At 59.0% G+C, this 16,379-nt stretch carries 22 protein-coding genes; 15 read left to right on the top strand and 7 right to left on the bottom strand.

Annotated features, from left to right (window positions below):
• Positions 1 to 98 precede the first annotated feature (98 nt).
• Genes serB through AC2FLE_RS13000 form a run of 4 tightly spaced genes read left to right on the top strand, consistent with a single transcriptional unit; the run spans position 99 to position 2,111 of the window.
• The gene (gene serB / locus AC2FLE_RS12985; protein ID WP_496697512.1) at positions 99 to 977 is read left to right on the top strand and encodes a phosphoserine phosphatase SerB; all 879 of its coding nucleotides are present in this window, start codon (positions 99 to 101) and stop codon (positions 975 to 977) included.
• 45 nt (positions 978 to 1,022) lie between these two features.
• Positions 1,023 to 1,352, top strand: coding sequence for an ArsR/SmtB family transcription factor (locus AC2FLE_RS12990; RefSeq protein ID WP_496697514.1), 330 nt, complete (start codon positions 1,023 to 1,025; stop codon positions 1,350 to 1,352).
• Positions 1,340 to 1,768, top strand: a complete 429-nt coding sequence (locus AC2FLE_RS12995) for an SRPBCC family protein (RefSeq protein ID WP_271949551.1) — start codon at positions 1,340 to 1,342, stop codon at positions 1,766 to 1,768. The genes AC2FLE_RS12990 and AC2FLE_RS12995 overlap by 13 nt, the downstream gene beginning before the upstream one ends.
• A gap of 22 nt (positions 1,769 to 1,790) precedes the next feature.
• Positions 1,791 to 2,111 (top strand): YciI family protein, encoded by a 321-nt coding sequence (locus tag AC2FLE_RS13000; protein ID WP_142637219.1) that lies wholly within the window; start codon positions 1,791 to 1,793, stop codon positions 2,109 to 2,111.
• Positions 2,112 to 2,116: 5 nt separating this feature from the next.
• On the opposite strand, the gene AC2FLE_RS13005 is transcribed toward AC2FLE_RS13000, so the two are convergent.
• Positions 2,117 to 3,115: an asparaginase gene (locus AC2FLE_RS13005; protein ID WP_496697516.1), complete on the bottom strand. Its 999-nt coding sequence runs from the start codon at positions 3,113 to 3,115 to the stop codon at positions 2,117 to 2,119.
• A gap of 178 nt (positions 3,116 to 3,293) precedes the next feature.
• Here AC2FLE_RS13005 and AC2FLE_RS13010 point away from each other — a divergent pair, with 178 nt between their 5' ends.
• The 5 genes from AC2FLE_RS13010 (at position 3,294) to AC2FLE_RS13030 (ending at position 6,812) form a co-directional block, all read left to right on the top strand.
• On the top strand, positions 3,294 to 3,827 hold the full coding sequence (locus AC2FLE_RS13010) for an invasion associated locus B family protein (RefSeq protein ID WP_496697518.1): 534 nt from the start codon (positions 3,294 to 3,296) through the stop codon (positions 3,825 to 3,827).
• Positions 3,828 to 4,002: 175 nt separating this feature from the next.
• Entirely contained in the window at positions 4,003 to 4,170 is a 168-nt protein-coding gene (locus tag AC2FLE_RS13015) for a hypothetical protein (RefSeq protein WP_185956689.1), read from the top strand.
• A gap of 144 nt (positions 4,171 to 4,314) precedes the next feature.
• Positions 4,315 to 4,692: a lysozyme inhibitor LprI family protein gene (locus tag AC2FLE_RS13020; RefSeq protein ID WP_496697520.1), complete on the top strand. Its 378-nt coding sequence runs from the start codon at positions 4,315 to 4,317 to the stop codon at positions 4,690 to 4,692.
• 78 nt (positions 4,693 to 4,770) lie between these two features.
• On the top strand, positions 4,771 to 5,961 hold the full coding sequence (rlmN, locus tag AC2FLE_RS13025) for a dual-specificity RNA methyltransferase RlmN (RefSeq protein ID WP_496697522.1): 1,191 nt from the start codon (positions 4,771 to 4,773) through the stop codon (positions 5,959 to 5,961).
• Between the two features lie 224 nt (positions 5,962 to 6,185).
• The gene (locus tag AC2FLE_RS13030; RefSeq protein WP_496697524.1) at positions 6,186 to 6,812 is read left to right on the top strand and encodes a cytochrome P460 family protein; all 627 of its coding nucleotides are present in this window, start codon (positions 6,186 to 6,188) and stop codon (positions 6,810 to 6,812) included.
• Positions 6,813 to 6,819: 7 nt separating this feature from the next.
• Here AC2FLE_RS13030 and AC2FLE_RS13035 read toward each other — a convergent pair whose 3' ends face one another.
• Both AC2FLE_RS13035 and AC2FLE_RS13040 read right to left on the bottom strand, forming a co-directional pair.
• Entirely contained in the window at positions 6,820 to 7,158 is a 339-nt protein-coding gene (locus AC2FLE_RS13035; protein WP_281973035.1) for a hypothetical protein, read from the bottom strand.
• A complete protein-coding gene (locus AC2FLE_RS13040; protein WP_271949567.1) occupies positions 7,155 to 8,075 on the bottom strand; it encodes a DnaJ C-terminal domain-containing protein in 921 nt (306 codons plus the stop codon). The genes AC2FLE_RS13035 and AC2FLE_RS13040 overlap by 4 nt, the downstream gene beginning before the upstream one ends.
• Before the next feature lie 160 nt (positions 8,076 to 8,235).
• Here AC2FLE_RS13040 and AC2FLE_RS13045 point away from each other — a divergent pair, with 160 nt between their 5' ends.
• A complete protein-coding gene (locus AC2FLE_RS13045) occupies positions 8,236 to 8,619 on the top strand; it encodes a hypothetical protein (protein WP_142637207.1) in 384 nt (127 codons plus the stop codon).
• On the opposite strand, the gene AC2FLE_RS13050 is transcribed toward AC2FLE_RS13045, so the two are convergent.
• Positions 8,620 to 9,717 (bottom strand): cystathionine gamma-lyase, encoded by a 1,098-nt coding sequence (locus tag AC2FLE_RS13050; RefSeq protein ID WP_496697526.1) that lies wholly within the window; start codon positions 9,715 to 9,717, stop codon positions 8,620 to 8,622.
• A 3-nt stretch (positions 9,718 to 9,720) separates the two neighbouring features.
• Positions 9,721 to 10,563 carry an LOG family protein gene (locus AC2FLE_RS13055; RefSeq protein ID WP_142637203.1) on the bottom strand — a complete coding sequence of 281 codons (843 nt, stop codon included), beginning with the start codon at positions 10,561 to 10,563 and terminating at the stop codon, positions 9,721 to 9,723.
• A gap of 79 nt (positions 10,564 to 10,642) precedes the next feature.
• Between AC2FLE_RS13055 and AC2FLE_RS13060 the strand changes: the two genes are divergently transcribed.
• Both AC2FLE_RS13060 and dapD read left to right on the top strand, forming a co-directional pair.
• Positions 10,643 to 11,560: a serine/threonine dehydratase gene (locus AC2FLE_RS13060; RefSeq protein WP_496697528.1), complete on the top strand. Its 918-nt coding sequence runs from the start codon at positions 10,643 to 10,645 to the stop codon at positions 11,558 to 11,560.
• 108 nt (positions 11,561 to 11,668) lie between these two features.
• Positions 11,669 to 12,496 (top strand): 2,3,4,5-tetrahydropyridine-2,6-dicarboxylate N-succinyltransferase, encoded by an 828-nt coding sequence (dapD, locus tag AC2FLE_RS13065; protein WP_496697530.1) that lies wholly within the window; start codon positions 11,669 to 11,671, stop codon positions 12,494 to 12,496.
• A 65-nt stretch (positions 12,497 to 12,561) separates the two neighbouring features.
• Here the strand turns inward: dapD and AC2FLE_RS13070 are convergent, their stop codons facing one another.
• Positions 12,562 to 12,897 (bottom strand): cupin domain-containing protein, encoded by a 336-nt coding sequence (locus AC2FLE_RS13070; RefSeq protein ID WP_142637196.1) that lies wholly within the window; start codon positions 12,895 to 12,897, stop codon positions 12,562 to 12,564.
• A 117-nt stretch (positions 12,898 to 13,014) separates the two neighbouring features.
• Between AC2FLE_RS13070 and AC2FLE_RS13075 the strand changes: the two genes are divergently transcribed.
• Positions 13,015 to 13,359: a DUF8846 family protein gene (locus AC2FLE_RS13075; RefSeq protein WP_039539567.1), complete on the top strand. Its 345-nt coding sequence runs from the start codon at positions 13,015 to 13,017 to the stop codon at positions 13,357 to 13,359.
• Here the strand turns inward: AC2FLE_RS13075 and AC2FLE_RS13080 are convergent.
• A complete protein-coding gene (locus AC2FLE_RS13080) occupies positions 13,356 to 14,414 on the bottom strand; it encodes a transporter substrate-binding domain-containing protein (protein ID WP_496697532.1) in 1,059 nt (352 codons plus the stop codon). The two genes, AC2FLE_RS13075 and AC2FLE_RS13080, sit on opposite strands and share 4 nt — an antisense overlap.
• Before the next feature lie 208 nt (positions 14,415 to 14,622).
• On the opposite strand from AC2FLE_RS13080, the gene dapE reads away from it, so the two are divergent.
• Both dapE and AC2FLE_RS13090 read left to right on the top strand, forming a co-directional pair.
• Positions 14,623 to 15,762, top strand: a complete 1,140-nt coding sequence (gene dapE, locus AC2FLE_RS13085; RefSeq protein WP_496697534.1) for a succinyl-diaminopimelate desuccinylase — start codon at positions 14,623 to 14,625, stop codon at positions 15,760 to 15,762.
• A 3-nt stretch (positions 15,763 to 15,765) separates the two neighbouring features.
• Positions 15,766 to 16,341: a TIGR04282 family arsenosugar biosynthesis glycosyltransferase gene (locus tag AC2FLE_RS13090; protein WP_496697536.1), complete on the top strand. Its 576-nt coding sequence runs from the start codon at positions 15,766 to 15,768 to the stop codon at positions 16,339 to 16,341.
• Positions 16,342 to 16,379: the final 38 nt, after the last annotated feature.

Below are 16,379 nucleotides of genomic sequence, written 5' to 3' on the forward strand. Positions count from 1 at the left end.
TGTCCGCATGATGTGCCAGAGGTTGCTGCGGACAAACTGTCTTCTGGCGATCGGGGGCTATCTGCGTTAATCGCAGGTGAATTCGCCGGAGATAGACTATGTATGTTGCCACCCTGTTGACCAATCCCGAAACGCGCGCGCTGGATTTGGCGCTGGTCGAGTCGTTGCGGAATGCCTGGGGCGGGGCCGAGATCATCTGGCTCAGCCCGGATGAGGCGGCAGAGTTCGCGCTGCAGGACCTTCCGGGCAACCCGTGGGATGTCTGGGGTGATTTGCAGAAGCTTGGCGTTGACCTGATCGTGCAGCCTGCCGAGGGGCGGCGCAAAAAGATGCTGTTGGCGGATATGGACAGCACCATGATCCAGCAGGAATGCATCGACGAATTGGCGGATGAGGCCGGTGTCGGCGACCGCGTCAAGGACATCACGGCCCGCGCAATGAATGGCGAATTGGATTTCGAAGGCGCGCTGACCGAACGGGTCGGGTTGCTGAAAGGGTTGGATGAGGCTGTGATCGGCAAGGTTCTGGCCGAACGCATCACCTTGATGCCCGGCGGCAAGGAGCTGGTCGCGACGATGCGCGCCAATGGCGGCTATGCGGCGCTGGTCTCGGGCGGGTTCACGGCGTTTACTGCCAAGGTGGGCAGTGAATTGGGGTTTGACGAAAACCGTGCCAATACTCTGCTGGCCGAAAACGGCAAGCTGACCGGCGATGTGCAGCGACCGATTCTGGGACGACAGGCCAAAGTCGACGCGCTGGAACAGATTACCAAGCGTCTGGGCCTGTCCGAAAACGATGTGATCGCTGTGGGTGACGGGGCAAATGACCTGGGTATGTTGGGCCGGGCCGGAACCGGGGTTGCGCTGCATGCAAAGCCTTCGGTCGCGGAACAATGCGAAGTGCGCGTCAACCATGGCGATTTGACCGCGCTTTTGTATCTGCAGGGCTATGCGCGGCAGGAATTTTCCCAAGCCTGAAAGCCGGGGCTTCCCTTTATTTAACAAAAATGTTAAACAGTGGTCATGAATACGCTTCTGACCACATTCTTCGCCTTGTCCGACGCCACGCGTCTTTCGATCGTTGAACAGTTGATGCAGGACGGAGAGCAGCCCGCAGGCGATCTGATCGAAGGGCGCGGTATGTCAGGTGCTGCGGTCTCGCGTCACCTGAAGGTTTTGCGTGAGGCCGGGCTGGTTCGGCAACGGGTGCAGGGCACCCAGCGGATGTATTCGATCCGCCCCGAAGGTCTGCGCGCAATCGCGGAGTGGACCATTTCGAAACGACAATTCTGGGAAAGCAGTCTGGATCGTCTGGGCGATGCTATTGAAAGGGATACCTCATGGCCGATCTAAAGCTGGAGCGCACGTTCCCGATACCGCCAGAGGATCTGTTTGCGTGGATCAGTGTCGCAGAACGGCTGTTGCAATGGTGGGGTCCCGAAGGGGTGCACGTGCCCGAACATACTCTCGATTTTTCGCGCGTTGGTCCGTGGTATTCGGTCATGCAGAATGGCGAGGGCCAGCGGTTCAAGGTCTCGGGCCATGTGACCCATGTCGATCCGCCCAATTCGGTTGGCTTCACCTGGGGCTGGCATGACGATCAGGATCAGCGCGGGGCCGAAAGCCATGTAACGCTGCGGATCGAAGCCGCAGGCGGCGGCGCTCGGCTGGTGGTCGATCACCGCGACCTGGGCGATGACGAGATCGCCGCAAACCACGAGAAAGGCTGGACCTCGACGCTGAACAAGCTGGCCGGTCTGGTGCAATAAGTTTTCATCTGGGAGGAAAGAAATGCCACAGTTTCTGTTTGTCTATCACGGCGGGACCACGCCATCGGACCCGGCCGAAGTCGAAGCAACCATGGCCGCTTGGGGCGCATGGTTTCAGAATATGGGCCCGTCACTAGAAATACCCGGCAACCCGGTGGGCCAGTCCTATACCGTCAGTTCGGGCGGTGTGGTCGACAATGGCGGTGCCAACCCGGTCTCCGGCTTTACGGTGATCAAAGCCGACAGCATCGACGCCGCCAACGAGATGGCCAAGGGATGCCCCATGGTCGTGAACGGGTCAGGCTCGGTCGAGGTGGCCGAGATTCACGAGATTGAGATGTAGCCGCCCTAGCCGGGGAATCCCGGCGCGGGTCGGATCACGCCACATTCCAGCCCGCGACGGCTGTATTGCGTGGCGTTCATAAAGGTGCGGGTGGCCGGGTGATCGGCCTCCAGTACGCCGAGGCTGACCAGAATGGCAGCAATGGCGCATTCGCTGGCACGGGTGGCGCCATCGGTGATCTTCAGCGCGACGCCCATGCGTTTTTCAGGGATGATGGCGATGAATACGGCCTCGGCCCCGGTCTTGATCGCGGCGTGCCCGTTCATGGCGCGCATCAGCTCGGTACAGGCGCGCGTCTCTCCGGCCACGAGCTCGGGATGTTTGATCATCGCCGCGGTCAGGTGTTGTGCTGCATCGCTGGCCCGGTCCGACCGGTCCGCCGCCGAGGCAAACCACGCCATCGACCGTGCCATCCCTACCAGCGAGGTGGCAAAGTTCGGGGCGGAACAGCCATCGATGCCATAGCCGGGGCTGGTTTCGCCGGTGGTTTCTTCCAGCGCGGACAAACAGGCCTGTTGAACCGGGTGGTCGATTTCAAGATATTCCGGCCCGGCACCCATATGCTGGGCTACCGTCAAAAACCCGCTATGTTTGCCCGAGCAGTTGTTGTGGATCTGACAGGGCGTGTCGTCGGCAAGTATCAGCCCGTCGCGCGCCGCCATATCCTGAGGCTCTTGCGGCCCACAGCGCAAATCGGGTTCAGCCAGGCCCAGATGGTCCAGCCAGGACGTTACCCTGTCTGTGTGAATATGCGCGCCGTTATGCGAGGCACAGGCCAATGCCAGATGCTCGCTGTTCAGCCCGTATTTCGCGGCCGCCCCCGATGTAATCAACGGCAGAGCCTGTATCATCTTGGCCGAAGACCGGGGGTAGATTATCGCCTCCGGGTCGCCCCAGCTGCGCACGATTTGACCCGTGTCATCACAGATAACCGCATGTCCCAGATGCAGGCTTTCCAGTAAAGGCCCCCGCCATAGTTCGGTCATTGCTACAGGCTGCGTCATCGGGACCCTCCTAAACATGCGCAAAAAACTGCCAACCGCCCTTTCGCCTATGGCGAAACTTGCGATAGTGTGTGTATGTCGGCAATCACCGGAAGACGCAACTTACAGACGAACCGTCAGGGTTCGCGAGCCTTTCCGGTGGGTATGAGGTATTAGGTCGAGCTAGGAGGCTGGACAGATGGGATCAAAGCTCGTCCGCGTAATCGCGGGCCTGTGCGTGGCAGGGATGACAACGGCTGCAACCGCTCAGCAGGCAGACAGCACCAATAGAGTATCCGTAAACACCGACTGGAGTGTGTTTGTGGAAAAGGACCCAACCGAATGCTGGAGCGTTGCAACGCCGGATGAAACCGTCAACACGCGCGGCGGGCGCGTTGTTTCGGTAAGGCGCAGCGACATCCTGCTGTTTGTCGTGTTCAGACCTGATCCCGATGTGAAGGGGCGCGTCTCATTCACCGGGGGCTATCCGTTTGCCGCGGGATCGACCGTATCTGTATCCATCGACGGAAACAGCTTCGAATTCAGCACCGAAGGCGAATGGGCCTGGCCCGCGTCAGAGGGTGATGACCAAAAAGTAATCGCTGCCATGAAGAGCGGTACCGAAGCAGTGCTGACCGCCCGGTCCGAACGCGGTACTCAGACCAAAGATACTTTCTCATTGCTGGGCTTCACAGCCGCTTTAGACGACGCCGAGAAACGCTGTACCAACTGAGCGCGCCAGCGCTCGGGCAGTGGCCCGGCTTGCAAAGTGGTGCCAGTTTCGCAGGATAGGACCGCCCTCCTTCATAGCTTAACTTAACGTCATCTATAAATTTGATCTGCGTCAATGCTCCGTGCTCTGAAATACTGAACTAATCGGTTCAAGCAGAGAGAAAAGGAGAGCATCGATGCAGAAGAAAGTTTTGGGCCTGTTTGTGCTGACCGCCGTCGTATTGCTGAGCGCTTGTGATAAATCCGCTGAGACATACCCGGTTTCGGGAGAGCAATGTGGGCCAAACGATCCGGTCAAAACGCTGGACGCCGAGGATTGCTTTATTCCACCAGCAGGTGCGTGATCCAGTACGGCTGGCCTGGAAACGTCCGGGCGGCATAGGAGTTCGAATGACCGCGGGGTTGATCCCCCCGCGGTTTTTTGTAACCTCTGGCGTCGCTGTGCTAAGCTGAACGCGTTAGTCTAACGACCCTTCGAGGAGTATGTCATGCGTTTGGTGCTACTGGCTGTTTTAACCCCCACGTTGGCTGTGGCGGATCCTGCAATGGAATGCACGAACGCAAGTTCACAAGTCGAAATCGGATCTTGCGTTGCCAGTATGGAAGCGGGGGTTGAGGCCGCGCTGACCGATAGTTTTGGCTTTGCCATGGATGCAGCCAACGCGTTGGACGAGGTGACCGGACGGACAAGCGCGGCGCCTGCGATGGAGGCGGCGCAAAGCGCGTGGGTCGGGTATCGTGATGCGCAGTGCGAGGCGGTCGGCGCGTCTTTTGGTGGTGGGTCGGGAACCGGCATTGGTATCACCTCTTGCCGGATTGAATTGGGGCGCCTGCGGATTGACGAATTGCTGCGTTTTGCAAATTAGGCGCGACGAATTCTTTTGATCTTTGCGCGCAGTCCTATATAGAGGCGCATTCCAAGCCAGAATCTTCGAGACCCACCTATGTCGCCCAAAGCGCCGATCACTCAAGACGTCATGACCATCCCCCGCAAATTGCCGGAGGGGAAGGTGAACCTTGTCGGGTTGACCCGGGATCGCCTGCGCGAAACCCTGATCGAACACGGCACGCCTGAAAAACAGGCCAAGATGCGCACGGGCCAGATCTGGCAGTGGATTTACCAATGGGGTGTGCGCGACTTTGCCGAGATGACCAATCTGGCCAAAGCCTATCGCACCCAGCTGGTCGAGCATTTCGTGATCGAAATCCCCGAGGTTGTGACCCGACAGGTGTCCGAGGATGGCACACGCAAGTATCTGGTCCGTATTGCTGGCGGCCATGAGGTCGAGGTGGTCTATATTCCCGAGGACGATCGCGGCACGCTGTGTATCTCGTCTCAGGTCGGTTGCACGTTGACTTGTTCCTTCTGCCATACAGGCACGCAGAAACTGGTGCGCAACCTGACGGCGGCGGAAATTGTCGGTCAGGTGATGATGGCGCGGGATGATCTTGACGAGTGGCCGGTACCGGGTGCGCCCAAGGACGAAACCCGCCTGCTGTCGAACATCGTTCTGATGGGTATGGGCGAGCCTCTTTACAATTTCGAGAATGTCCGCGATGCGATGAAAATCGCGATGGACCCCGAAGGTATCTCGCTGTCTCGCCGCCGGATTACCCTGTCGACATCGGGAGTGGTGCCCGAGATCGCGCGTACCGCGCAGGAAATCGGCTGCCTGCTGGCAATTTCGTTCCACGCGACGACCAATGAAGTCCGCGATGTGCTGGTGCCGATCAACAAACGCTGGAATATCGAAGAGTTGCTGCAGGCTTTGGCCAGCTATCCCAAGGTTTCCAATTCGGAACGGATTACGTTTGAATACGTGATGCTTGATGGTGTGAATGACAGCGATGAGGATGCGCATCGTTTGATCGAACATATCAAGCGCCACCAAATCCCGGCCAAGATCAATCTGATCCCGTTCAACGAATGGCCCGGCGCGCCGTATAAGCGCAGCTCGAACAATCGTATTCGGGCTTTTGCCAATATCATCTATCAGGCCGGGTATGCCTCGCCCATCCGCAAGACGCGGGGCGAGGACATTATGGCGGCCTGCGGTCAGCTGAAATCGGCCACCGAACGCGCCCGTAAATCGCGCAAGCAGATTGAGGCCGAGGCCGGTCTCGACCGCGGATAAGCAGCAGAATAGAAGGGCGTCGCAAAATTAATTTTTGGGGCGCTGTCTATCGAATGCAAAATTTGATATGTTTCATTGGCTAGGTGTGGATGCACCAGGCTCACTTGCGCACAATAGGGTGAGTTCGGTGGCTGGCATGTGGCAAATTCGTTCACGGCGGCTACCTTGTATTTCAGCTCCGTGTGCCGATTGCGGCATAACAGGTTACGAGTTGGATTATCTCTATGATGTTTCGATTGAAAATCCCGTACTTTAATTTTGTTTTAGTTTTGGCTTGTGTGGCCGTCGCCGTAACTGATGCTGTTGCGCAGTCAAATGATGAGGATGCTCATCTGGCTATCGAAAATCCGGCTGATCTGACCAAGGACGATGCGCGTGAAATTTATGACTCGTTGCAGCGCCGGATGGCACGCGGCTATGCCGCAGCGCAGTTGGATCTGCTTCTGAATTACCAAAACTGGCCGCTGTACAACGATGCGCCCTATATATCTGAAACCCATGGTCGACGATTTGTGAACAGCTATGCAAACCGGATGGCGTATAATTATGCAACCCTGACAGAAGGCGAAAAGCTTCCGGTGGGGTCTGTGCTGGCCAAGGACAGCGTGACCGTTACGGATGAGGGGAAAAGCCATCCCGGCGCGATGTTCGTCATGCAGAAACTGGCCGAGGGCGCCAACCCTGCTACGGCTGACTGGCGCTATATCATGGTCATGCCGGACGGGTCATTGTTTGGGGACACGATGGGGGATCGCGCCAACGCAGTTGCGTATTGCCACGATTGCCACGAGGCTGTTGCCGACCGAGATTACACATTCTTTGTTCCCGAAGAATATCTGGTCGACAATTAGGCCGCTCTCACCCAAATCTCGCGGTGCCGATCACTTTGATCAGTTGCTGACGAACCGGATCTGGCTGCGCTGCGACGGCGTTCAGGACCTCTCGAAGTTCTGCGCGCAGCCCATGCATCTGGTCGATCAGGGAAATCATCATCGACACTGCGTCTGCCTCCATTTCGTATTGGTCGTGCAACTCGCAGGCCAACTCCAGCCGGGCAACGTCGAGGCTGTGATAGACCAATCCGCGATCTGTTTGTTCGGGGATCACGATTTCGGCGGCCAGATATTCTGTCAATCGGGTCGAAGTCAGCCGGGCTACGGCGGTGATCAGTTCCTCTTCGGTCAGGGTGCGGGTCATGACGGCATTCCTTTGCGTGGGTCATAGCGGTGGGTTTCTCGCCATGAATCCATAAATTGCCTCAACTCATCATCGATTTGATCGGGCATTGAAATGGTCAGCTCGATCAACTGGTCGCCCCGTTCGGCCGAACCGCGCTTCTTAACGCCCTTACCCCGCAGGCGCAGGGTTCTGCCGCTGCTGGTTCCGGCCGGAACGGTCACGTTTACGCCCCCATCGATCGTGGGCGCCGCCACTTTGCCGCCCAGCACCGCCTCATCAATCGTGATGGGCAGCGTGATGTGAATGTCATTTCCCTGACGGTCGAATACCGGATGATCCGCGACTGATACTGTCACCAGCGCATCGCCGCGCGGCCCCTCACCATAGCCAGCGGCACCCTTGCCCCGCAGGCGAATGGTCTGACCGCTTGTGATCCCTGCGGGTATCTTGACTTCGATCCGGTCCCCATCCGGCAGGGTCAGCTTCTGGCTGGCGCCGAATACCGCATCCAGAAAGCTGATCTGAAGCGTGAAGTTCAGATTGTGGCCGGGCGCGTGAAACTCGCGGCCGCCTTGCCCACCAAATCCGCCGCGACCCCGCATGAATTCGGCAAATATATCCGACATGTCGTCCGGGTCCGTCGCCTGCCCGCGATAGGGGTTGCCGGCGGCTTCGGCGTAATCGCGATAGTATTGCTGTTGCGGGCGTTCCTGTCCCGAGGCATCAATCTCACCATTGTCATAGCGTTTGCGCGTCTCAGGATCTTTCAACAGATCATAGGCCGCGGCGGCGGCCTTGAACTTGGCTTCGGCCTCGGCGTCCCCGGGTTTCAAGTCCGGATGGCATTCCTTGGCAATACGCCGATACGCTTTTTTGATTTCAGCGTCGCTGGCATCTTTGGCCACGCCAAGTGCGGCATAGGGATCGTCGCTCATCTCACCTCTCATGGATGGGGGAAGGGCTGATCATGATGAAGGTATTTTATCACGTGATTTCAACAGGTCAAAAAGAACCGGTGGCTAAATTGGTTCGCAAGTTTCGCAATCTCTGATACTATCAGGCTGTTTCATATTATTCATTGACGGAGATCAGCCGATGACGCGCAGACTTAAATCGGTTCTGGCCCTGCTGGCGGGCAATGCCATTGGGTTAATGTTGGCCGCTTTGCTACTGACCGGTTTTGCAATCAAGCCGATTTCATTCATCGTTGTGGTGATCGTCTTCACGCTGGTGCAGGTGGTGGCCGAGCCGCTGATCCTGAAGTTGGGTGAGAAAAGGGCGCCTTCGTTGAAAGGCGGGATCGCGTTGATCGTGACCTTTGTCGGCCTGCTTGTGACCGATCTGGTGACCAATGGGCTGACGGTTGGCGGAATTTCCAACCTGCTGGCTGCGACACTGCTGGTCTGGCTGGGCGCGCTGATCGCCAGCGTCGTGCTGCCGATCTACGTGTTCACCGAGCTGCGCACGCCCAAAAAGTAATTACAGTGCGTTCAGGCTGGCATCGATTGCCTGCCAAAGCTCAACCACCGGCTCGCATCCCACCGACAGACGGACAAAAGCGGGGTCAACGTCGTCGCCCCAACGGGCGCGGCGCTCGGCCGAGCTATGGACGCCGCCAAAAGACGTCGCAGGGCGCAGCATTGGACAGGTGTTGATGAAGGTTTCGGCCTTGGCCTGGGTTTCCAACGTGATCGAAAGAAGGAATCCGAACCGCGTGGTCTGAGCCTGTGCCAAGGTGTAGGATGGGTCACCTGGCAGGCCGGGATAGCGGATGTCTTTCACAGACGGATGCGCCGCCAACCGTTCTGCCAACACCTGGGCCGAGCTGCACATCCGGTCAAACCGAACATCCAGTGTTTCCAGCCCACGATGCAGCAACCAAGCCTCGTGCGGACCGGGGATCGCGCCAGAGACACGCCGCCATTCCTCGACCCGCTCCATGACATCTGTATTGCGGCTGGCCACATGGCCCATCAGCAGATCGGAATGCCCACCCATGGCCTTGGTGTCCGAGGACACGACGATATCTACGCCCATATCCAAAGGACGCTGGCCCAGTGGTGTCATGGTTGTGTTGTCAGCAATGGTGATCCCACCAGCTGCGCGCACGGACGACGCGATGGCTGGCAGGTCCATCATATCCAGACCAGGGTTCGAGGGGCTTTCGACAAAGACCACATCGATGCCGTCGAACCCGCCGTCGGAAAAGGCGGTTGTCGGGCGTTCTGTCACGATGACACCCAGACCTGACAGAAATCGGTCGGCCAGCACGCGGGTGACGTAATAGCCATCCGACGGGATTAGGATGCGCGACCCGGCTTTGACCGTGGCAAACAACGCGGCCGAGATCGCCGCCATGCCCGACGGGAAAGCCAGGCAGCGGGCGTCTTCAAGATGGGCGAGAACCTGTTCCAGATGTTCCCAGGTTGGGTTGTTGACGCGACCGTAGAAATCATGCCCGTCCGGTGCGCCGGGCAGGTGAAACATACTGCTTTGGGTCAGGGGCAGGGCCACGGGCTCGCCCTTGGTCAGTGCGTTGCCCCGCAGATGCAGCATCTCGCCGGTCTTGCGCCCCATCGTTTAGCGCCCCGGTATTTCGTCACGGGGCGGGGTGGGTTCCCATTTCTCGATTATGTCGACCGCCTCTTGCGCGGTATCGACGAACCGGAACAGGTCCAGATCCTCGTCCGAGATGGTGCCGGCATCGGCCAGCGCCTCCCAGTTGATGACCTTTTCCCAGAACGCGCGACCGAATAGCAGGAAAGGCACACGCTCCATACGGCCGGTTTGAATCAGGGTCAGGGACTCGAACAGCTCATCCATGGTGCCAAAGCCGCCGGGGAAGATGGTGATGGCGCGGGCGCGCATCAGGAAATGCATCTTGCGGATGGCGAAATAGTGGAAGTTAAAGCTGAGCTCGGGCGTAACGTACAGGTTCGGTGCCTGTTCATGCGGCAGCACAATGTTCAGGCCGATGGAACAGCCGTTCGCATCCTGCGCGCCGCGGTTACCAGCCTCCATCACGCCGGGGCCACCGCCGGTGACGATTACATTCTCTCGCCCGCCGGTTTCGTTCGATTTCTCGGTCATCAACCGGGCAAACTCGCGCGCTTCGTCGTAATATTCCGACAGCCCGGCCAGCGTTTCCGTCCGCGCGGTGTGTTTCTGTGATGGCTCAGGGATACGCGCGCCGCCGAACATGACGATGGTCGAGGTGATCTCACGCTCGGTCATGATCATCTCGGGCTTGAGCAGTTCCAGCTGCAGGCGCACCGGGCGCAACTCGTCCCGGCACAGGAAATCCTCATCGGCAAAGGCAAGGCGATAGGCGGGTGAGCGGGTTTGCGGGGTGTCGGGTACCTCGCTTGCGGTTGAACGGTCGGTCTGCGCGTCTCGAAACGGGCTGAGGCGGTCTTCTCTCATGGGGTAACGATCCCTGCTTGCGTGTTTTCCAAACAGCTATAGGGTTCGGGCGCAGAGTGCCAGTCACGGAAAGATGAGAATGAATTGGAAGAGCGAAATACTGGCGGCGCAACACCGCATAAGTGGCTATGCGCAGGTGACGCCAGTGGTGGAAAGCCGTGCCCTTGGGCTGGATTTTCCGGTGGAAATGAAGCTGGAGCATATGCAGCACACCGGCAGTTTCAAAGCGCGCGGGGCGTTTAACACTCTGATCAGTTCGGATGTGCCCGAGGCCGGGGTTGTGGCCGCATCGGGTGGCAATCACGGCGCAGCGGCCGCCTTTGCCGCGCAGGCGCTGGGCTATCCGGCCAAGATTTTCGTGCCCGAACTGGCGGGGCCATCCAAGATCGCGCTGATTGAACAGGCAGGCGCAAATCTGAGCGTGGTGCCGGGAGAATATGCCAACGCTCTTGCTGCGGCGCAGGCGTATGAGGATGCGTCGGGCGCGATGCAGATTCACGCCTATGACGCCCCCGCTACGGTCGCCGGGCAGGGAACCTGCTTTGCCGAATGGGAGGCACAGGGCCTGAAAGCGGATACCGTATTGATCGCGGTGGGCGGTGGCGGCCTGATCGCCGGGGCGCTGGCCTGGCTGCAAGGCACGCGCAAGGTCGTGGCGGTTGAGCCGGAAACCTCCTGCGCGCTGAATGCAGCCCTGCAGGCCGGAGAACCGGTGGATGTGTCCGTCTCGGGCATTGCGGCAAATGCGCTGGGCGCGCGGCGGATCGGCTCAATTTGTTTCGATCTGGCACAGGGCGTGCAATCGGTTCTGGTCAGTGATCAGGCCATTTCTCAAGCGCAGCAGGCCTTGTGGCGGGCGCATCGCGTTCTGGTGGAACCAGCGGGCGCAACAGCCTTGGCTGCGCTGCTATCGGGGGCTTACACGCCAGAGCCGGGCGAACGGGTGGCGGTGCTGATCTGTGGTGGAAACATCTCACCGGACCCTCTGAACGGCTGAAACCGCAACAAACAGCCGCAAAGCGCGCGCTCAGCGTCGCATTGCAGCCAGTCCGTCGCTTGCGTATAGGCAACACAAGCGTGAACAGAATCTGCAGGGAGCCGCCAAATGTCCAACGCGCAACTGGAAGCCGCCATCGAAGCCGCCTGGGAGGTGCGAGATGCCATCACCCCCGCCACCACCGGCGAGACACGCGAAGCGATCGAAGATACGCTGAACGCGCTGGACAGCGGGTCGCTGCGGGTCGCGGAAAAGCAAGACAGCGGCGACTGGCATGTGAACCAGTGGGCGAAAAAAGCGGTTCTGCTGGGCTTTCGCATCAAGGATATGGAAATCCAGACCGGCGGCGCTCAGGACGGCGGCTGGTGGGACAAGGTAGACAGCAAGTTCGCGGGTTGGGGTGAAAACCAATGGAGGGCCGCTGGCTTTCGCGCGGTGCCGAATTGCGTCGTTCGCAAATCCGCCTTTATTGCGCCCGGCGTGGTTCTGATGCCGTCCTTTGTGAACCTGGGTGCCTATGTGGACGAGGGCACAATGGTTGATACTTGGGCCACCGTCGGGTCATGCGCGCAGATCGGCAAGAACGTCCATCTGTCGGGCGGTGTTGGGATCGGCGGCGTTCTGGAACCGATGCAGGCGGGTCCGACCATCATCGAAGACAACTGCTTTATCGGCGCCCGGTCCGAAGTGGTCGAAGGCTGCATCGTGCGCGAAGGCTCGGTTCTGGGCATGGGCGTGTTCATCGGCAAATCGACCAAGATCGTCGACCGCGAAACCGGCGAGGTCATCTATGGTGAAGTTCCGCCCTATTCGGTGGTTGTTGCGGGCTCGATGCCGTCCAAGAACAACATCAACCTCTACTGCGCCGTGATCGTGAAACGGGTGGATGAAAAGACCCGCTCGAAAACCGGGATCAACGAGCTGCTGCGCGACTAATACTGGGCGCGGATCAAACAAGGGGGCTGCAGCGCGATCCGCTGCGGCCCTTTTTTTGTTATCGCTTACCCTTTGACCGGATAGCGGTCCGGTTCTTCGAACACATCAATGACGCGCGACCCGGCTTTGATCTTGCCGCCATGCTCCACTCCTGCGGGGATCGAATAGCTGTCACCGGGGCCATAGCTCTTGGTTTCATCGCCAATGGTCAGCTCAATCTCACCTTCGACCACAGTTCCCCATTGTGCCAGATGGGAATGAAGGGGCAGTTCGAAATCCTGAAGAAAGGTAAAAAACGCCACCAGCCCCGCGTCTGATCTGATCACGGCCGTTTGCACCACATCTTCGGGGAAGGGCACGTCGAGGCTTGGGAATCCTGTGATGAAATCCGGATAAGTCATGGCAACGTCCTTTTGTGATCGGTGTCAGGTTACTGCGGGCACTATGGCGGCACAGGCGATCCACTGCAATTCCCCGGCTGCTTGACCGCAGGCAGGTGCGCGGCTATGGCCCCTTGCATGGAAAAGCAAAAGAAACCTTCGCGTCAGCAGGTCTATACCCTGCTTGTACAGATCGGTCGCAAGGATGGCGATGGCCTGCCCGACGGCGCAACCGGGGCGGCATTGATGTGTTTTGCCAGCGGCGTCGACGAGGCCGAGGCCGTGCGCGAAACGGTGGCGATCCTGAAACAGGCAGATACCGCGCCTTTGGATGTCACAGGCTATGGCACTTTGGCCGAACGTGAGGCGCAAGGTCACGAGATCGACCCGGATGAACGGGCCCTAATGCAGCGCGCGCTGGATGAAAATGCAGTGATCGTGGCGCAGATGACCCCGTTTTTCGGGGATGAAGAGACGGCTTAGTTCCGCGCCCCAAACCACTTGCGATAAATCTCGTCATAGGTGCCGTCTTCGCGCAACGACAGCAGCGCCTGGTTGACGTCTTCGACCAGGGGGGACCCGGTGGGGAAGGCAATACCGTAATTCTCGCGCAGGAATATACCGCCTGTCATCGAGGCAATCCGGCGGCCTTCATGGGCGGCGAAATAGGACAGGATCGGCGCGTCGAACACGATGGCGTCCAGTTCCTCGTTGCGAAAGGCTTCAAGCATGGGGTCGAGCCCATCATAGTTGGTAAACTCGATCTCGCGGCGGTTCAGGAAGTTAGCAGCGGTTGAATTCGAGATTGTTCCGACCTCTTTGCCGTAAAGGTCATTTATCGAATTCACGCTGCCACTGATTGCATCCACTGTCATGACCGAGGTGATCCGCGCGGTGAAGACCGAGACGATAAACAGCGAAGATACAACCAGCACTACACCCAGAATTCGACCAAATGGCGTTCGCGGCATTCGTTCCTCAAACCCGCCATTGACCACCAGGTTCAAGGCCCACCAGAATGAGGGGAACCAGGCCTCGTCTAGCTTGCGGTCGAAATAGGGCTGCGAGCGGCGCTCGAACACCCACATCAGCATGCCGCCGCCAAGAAGGATGGCAAAGGCAAGCCCGATAGCAATGAACAATTCGCGCGACAGTAACGCATGTAGCAGTGACGGGCGGCGCACCGCGTCCGATGGCACCATGATCTGCAAACCAGCCTCGAAAATCGGCTGGCTGAAGTCCATCTGCGTTTCTCGCGAGGCAGTGATCGAGATATTGGCGATGGCCAGATCGGCGGATCTGTCCTGCACTGCGCCCAGCATGTCGCCAAAGGCGTCGGAACGTTGGATGGAATAGTCCCAATTCAGTGATTCAGCCAACGCCTCAAGCAGGTCCATCGAGAATCCGGTTTGGGCTCCATCTTCGACAAAAGAAAACGGAGGCCGTGTCACGGTCGAAACCGTCAGCGTCTGGGCCTGGCTTTGCTGGCCGAGAACGGCGAAAGTCAGGCAGATCAATGCGAAAAGAGCACGTGTCATCGTAAAATCACCTGTTTCGCGGCCCTCTAGCGCATATTCGAACCGGCAGACAAGGCAATCGCAGCGTAAGGCCCCATGTTTTCCGGGGGTGTCAGTTCGATACAAGGTGGAAAAAGCCCGCGGTTTCTGGCCTGTTGGGGTTGGCAATCGGGCCAATTCGTTGAATCTGTGCACGAACCTGAAAGAAATTTTATGGAAAGGGCCTACCATGACAGATCCGATTGCGTTGACGGCCGACCTGATCCGTTGCCCATCGGTCACACCTGAAGAAGGCGGTGCCCTTGTCCTGCTGCAGGATGTCCTGTCACAGGCGGGGTTTGATTGTACCCGTGTTGATCGCGCCGGCATCAGCAATCTGTTTGCGCGATGGGGTGCAAAAGGTCACGCCCGAAGCTTTGGTTTCAACGGTCACACCGATGTTGTTCCAGTGGGCGACGAGGCCGCTTGGACCACACCGCCTTTCGGGGCAGAAATCCGGGAAGGGTTCATGTATGGGCGCGGGACCACTGACATGAAATCGGGTGTGGCGGCCTTTGCAGCGGCGGCAGTGGATTTTGTACGCGACACGCCGCCCGACGGGGCCATCATCCTGACGATCACGGGTGACGAAGAGGCTGATGCGCTGCATGGCACCACCGCCCTGCTTGACCATATGGATCAATGCGGTGAGCGGATGAGCGTCTGCCTGGTCGGTGAACCCACCTGCCCGAACAGGATGGGTGAAATGATGAAGATTGGCCGTCGCGGCTCGATGACCGCCTGGTTTACCGTAACAGGTGTGCAGGGCCATTCGGCCTATCCGCACCGGGCAAAGAACCCACTACCCGCCATGGCCCGGCTGATGGACAGGCTGGCCAGTCACGAGTTGGACCAGGGCACCGACCATTTCGATGCCTCGACGCTGGCGGTTGTGGCGATCGACACCGGCAATTCCGCCACAAATGTCATCCCGGCACAGTGCAGCGGGGCGGTGAACATCCGGTTCAACGACCTGCATTCCGGCGCCAGCCTCAGTGATTGGCTGCAAGCGCAGGCGCGCGATGTGGCCACCGCGTTTGGTGTCGAAATTGACGTGCGTATCAAGATATCGGGCGAAAGCTTTCTGACCCCTCCTGGCCCTCTGTCGGAATTGGTGGCCAAAGCGGTTGCGGCTGAAACCGGGTTCACGCCCGAGATGTCGACAACCGGAGGTACTTCGGACGCACGTTTCGTCAAAGATCATTGTCCGGTTGTCGAATTTGGTTTGGTCGGCAAAACCATGCATCAGGTGGATGAATGCGTTGAGGTGGCGCAGATTGAACAGCTCAAGGCGGTCTATACCCGTATCCTGACCGACTATTTTTCCTGATTCATGCAGCGCACCCTGGTGATCATGGTGAAAGAACCGCGCCCGGGCCGTGTCAAAACCCGGTTGGGGCGCGATATCGGTATGGTCGGTGCGGCGTGGTGGTTTCGGCATCAGACCCGCTCTTTGATCCGGCGCCTGCGCGATCCGCGCTGGCAGATCGTGCTGGCGGTCTCGCCGGACCGCGAAGGGCTGAACAGCCGCATCTGGCCCGCTGATCTGCCACGTGCGCCACAGGGTCGAGGGGATCTGGGCGATCGTATGGGGCGGATGCTGCGGAAAATGCCAACAGGGCCAGTCTGTCTGATCGGTGCGGATATCCCGGGGGTTACACGGGGGCATATCGCGCGCGCGTTCCGGGCATTGGGGCGCAACCAGATGGTGTTTGGTCCGGCCCCGGATGGCGGATATTGGCTGGTCGGGGCGCAACGCATTGGTGCCCTGCCGCACGGCCTGTTCCAAAACGTGCGCTGGTCGACGGAACATGCGCTGGCCGACACGCTGGCCTCGATCCCCGGATGCCGGGTGGCGATGCTGGATCAGCTGCGCGATGTCGATACGGTTGCCGATCTGCGAGCCTGACCCTTTTTTGGTCATGACGCCGCCGCATCTCCGTGATA

It is taken from the genome of Ruegeria sp. CDSA077 (genome assembly GCF_059612265.1).

Bases quoted from the DNA above. Each gene is read 5' to 3' on its own strand.
- serB (WP_496697512.1), top strand. From the start codon at position 99: ATGTATGTTGCCACCCTGTTGACCAATCCCGAAACGCGCGCGCTGGAT.
- AC2FLE_RS12990 (WP_496697514.1), top strand. From the start codon at position 1,023: ATGAATACGCTTCTGACCACATTCTTCGCCTTGTCCGACGCCACGCGT.
- AC2FLE_RS12995 (WP_271949551.1), top strand. From the start codon at position 1,340: ATGGCCGATCTAAAGCTGGAGCGCACGTTCCCGATACCGCCAGAGGAT.
- AC2FLE_RS13000 (WP_142637219.1), top strand. From the start codon at position 1,791: ATGCCACAGTTTCTGTTTGTCTATCACGGCGGGACCACGCCATCGGAC.
- AC2FLE_RS13005 (WP_496697516.1), bottom strand. From the start codon at position 3,115: ATGACGCAGCCTGTAGCAATGACCGAACTATGGCGGGGGCCTTTACTG.
- AC2FLE_RS13010 (WP_496697518.1), top strand. From the start codon at position 3,294: ATGGGATCAAAGCTCGTCCGCGTAATCGCGGGCCTGTGCGTGGCAGGG.
- AC2FLE_RS13015 (WP_185956689.1), top strand. From the start codon at position 4,003: ATGCAGAAGAAAGTTTTGGGCCTGTTTGTGCTGACCGCCGTCGTATTG.
- AC2FLE_RS13020 (WP_496697520.1), top strand. From the start codon at position 4,315: ATGCGTTTGGTGCTACTGGCTGTTTTAACCCCCACGTTGGCTGTGGCG.
- rlmN (WP_496697522.1), top strand. From the start codon at position 4,771: ATGTCGCCCAAAGCGCCGATCACTCAAGACGTCATGACCATCCCCCGC.
- AC2FLE_RS13030 (WP_496697524.1), top strand. From the start codon at position 6,186: ATGATGTTTCGATTGAAAATCCCGTACTTTAATTTTGTTTTAGTTTTG.
- AC2FLE_RS13035 (WP_281973035.1), bottom strand. From the start codon at position 7,158: ATGACCCGCACCCTGACCGAAGAGGAACTGATCACCGCCGTAGCCCGG.
- AC2FLE_RS13040 (WP_271949567.1), bottom strand. From the start codon at position 8,075: ATGAGCGACGATCCCTATGCCGCACTTGGCGTGGCCAAAGATGCCAGC.
- AC2FLE_RS13045 (WP_142637207.1), top strand. From the start codon at position 8,236: ATGACGCGCAGACTTAAATCGGTTCTGGCCCTGCTGGCGGGCAATGCC.
- AC2FLE_RS13050 (WP_496697526.1), bottom strand. From the start codon at position 9,717: ATGGGGCGCAAGACCGGCGAGATGCTGCATCTGCGGGGCAACGCACTG.
- AC2FLE_RS13055 (WP_142637203.1), bottom strand. From the start codon at position 10,563: ATGAGAGAAGACCGCCTCAGCCCGTTTCGAGACGCGCAGACCGACCGT.
- AC2FLE_RS13060 (WP_496697528.1), top strand. From the start codon at position 10,643: ATGAATTGGAAGAGCGAAATACTGGCGGCGCAACACCGCATAAGTGGC.
- dapD (WP_496697530.1), top strand. From the start codon at position 11,669: ATGTCCAACGCGCAACTGGAAGCCGCCATCGAAGCCGCCTGGGAGGTG.
- AC2FLE_RS13070 (WP_142637196.1), bottom strand. From the start codon at position 12,897: ATGACTTATCCGGATTTCATCACAGGATTCCCAAGCCTCGACGTGCCC.
- AC2FLE_RS13075 (WP_039539567.1), top strand. From the start codon at position 13,015: ATGGAAAAGCAAAAGAAACCTTCGCGTCAGCAGGTCTATACCCTGCTT.
- AC2FLE_RS13080 (WP_496697532.1), bottom strand. From the start codon at position 14,414: ATGACACGTGCTCTTTTCGCATTGATCTGCCTGACTTTCGCCGTTCTC.
- dapE (WP_496697534.1), top strand. From the start codon at position 14,623: ATGACAGATCCGATTGCGTTGACGGCCGACCTGATCCGTTGCCCATCG.
- AC2FLE_RS13090 (WP_496697536.1), top strand. From the start codon at position 15,766: ATGCAGCGCACCCTGGTGATCATGGTGAAAGAACCGCGCCCGGGCCGT.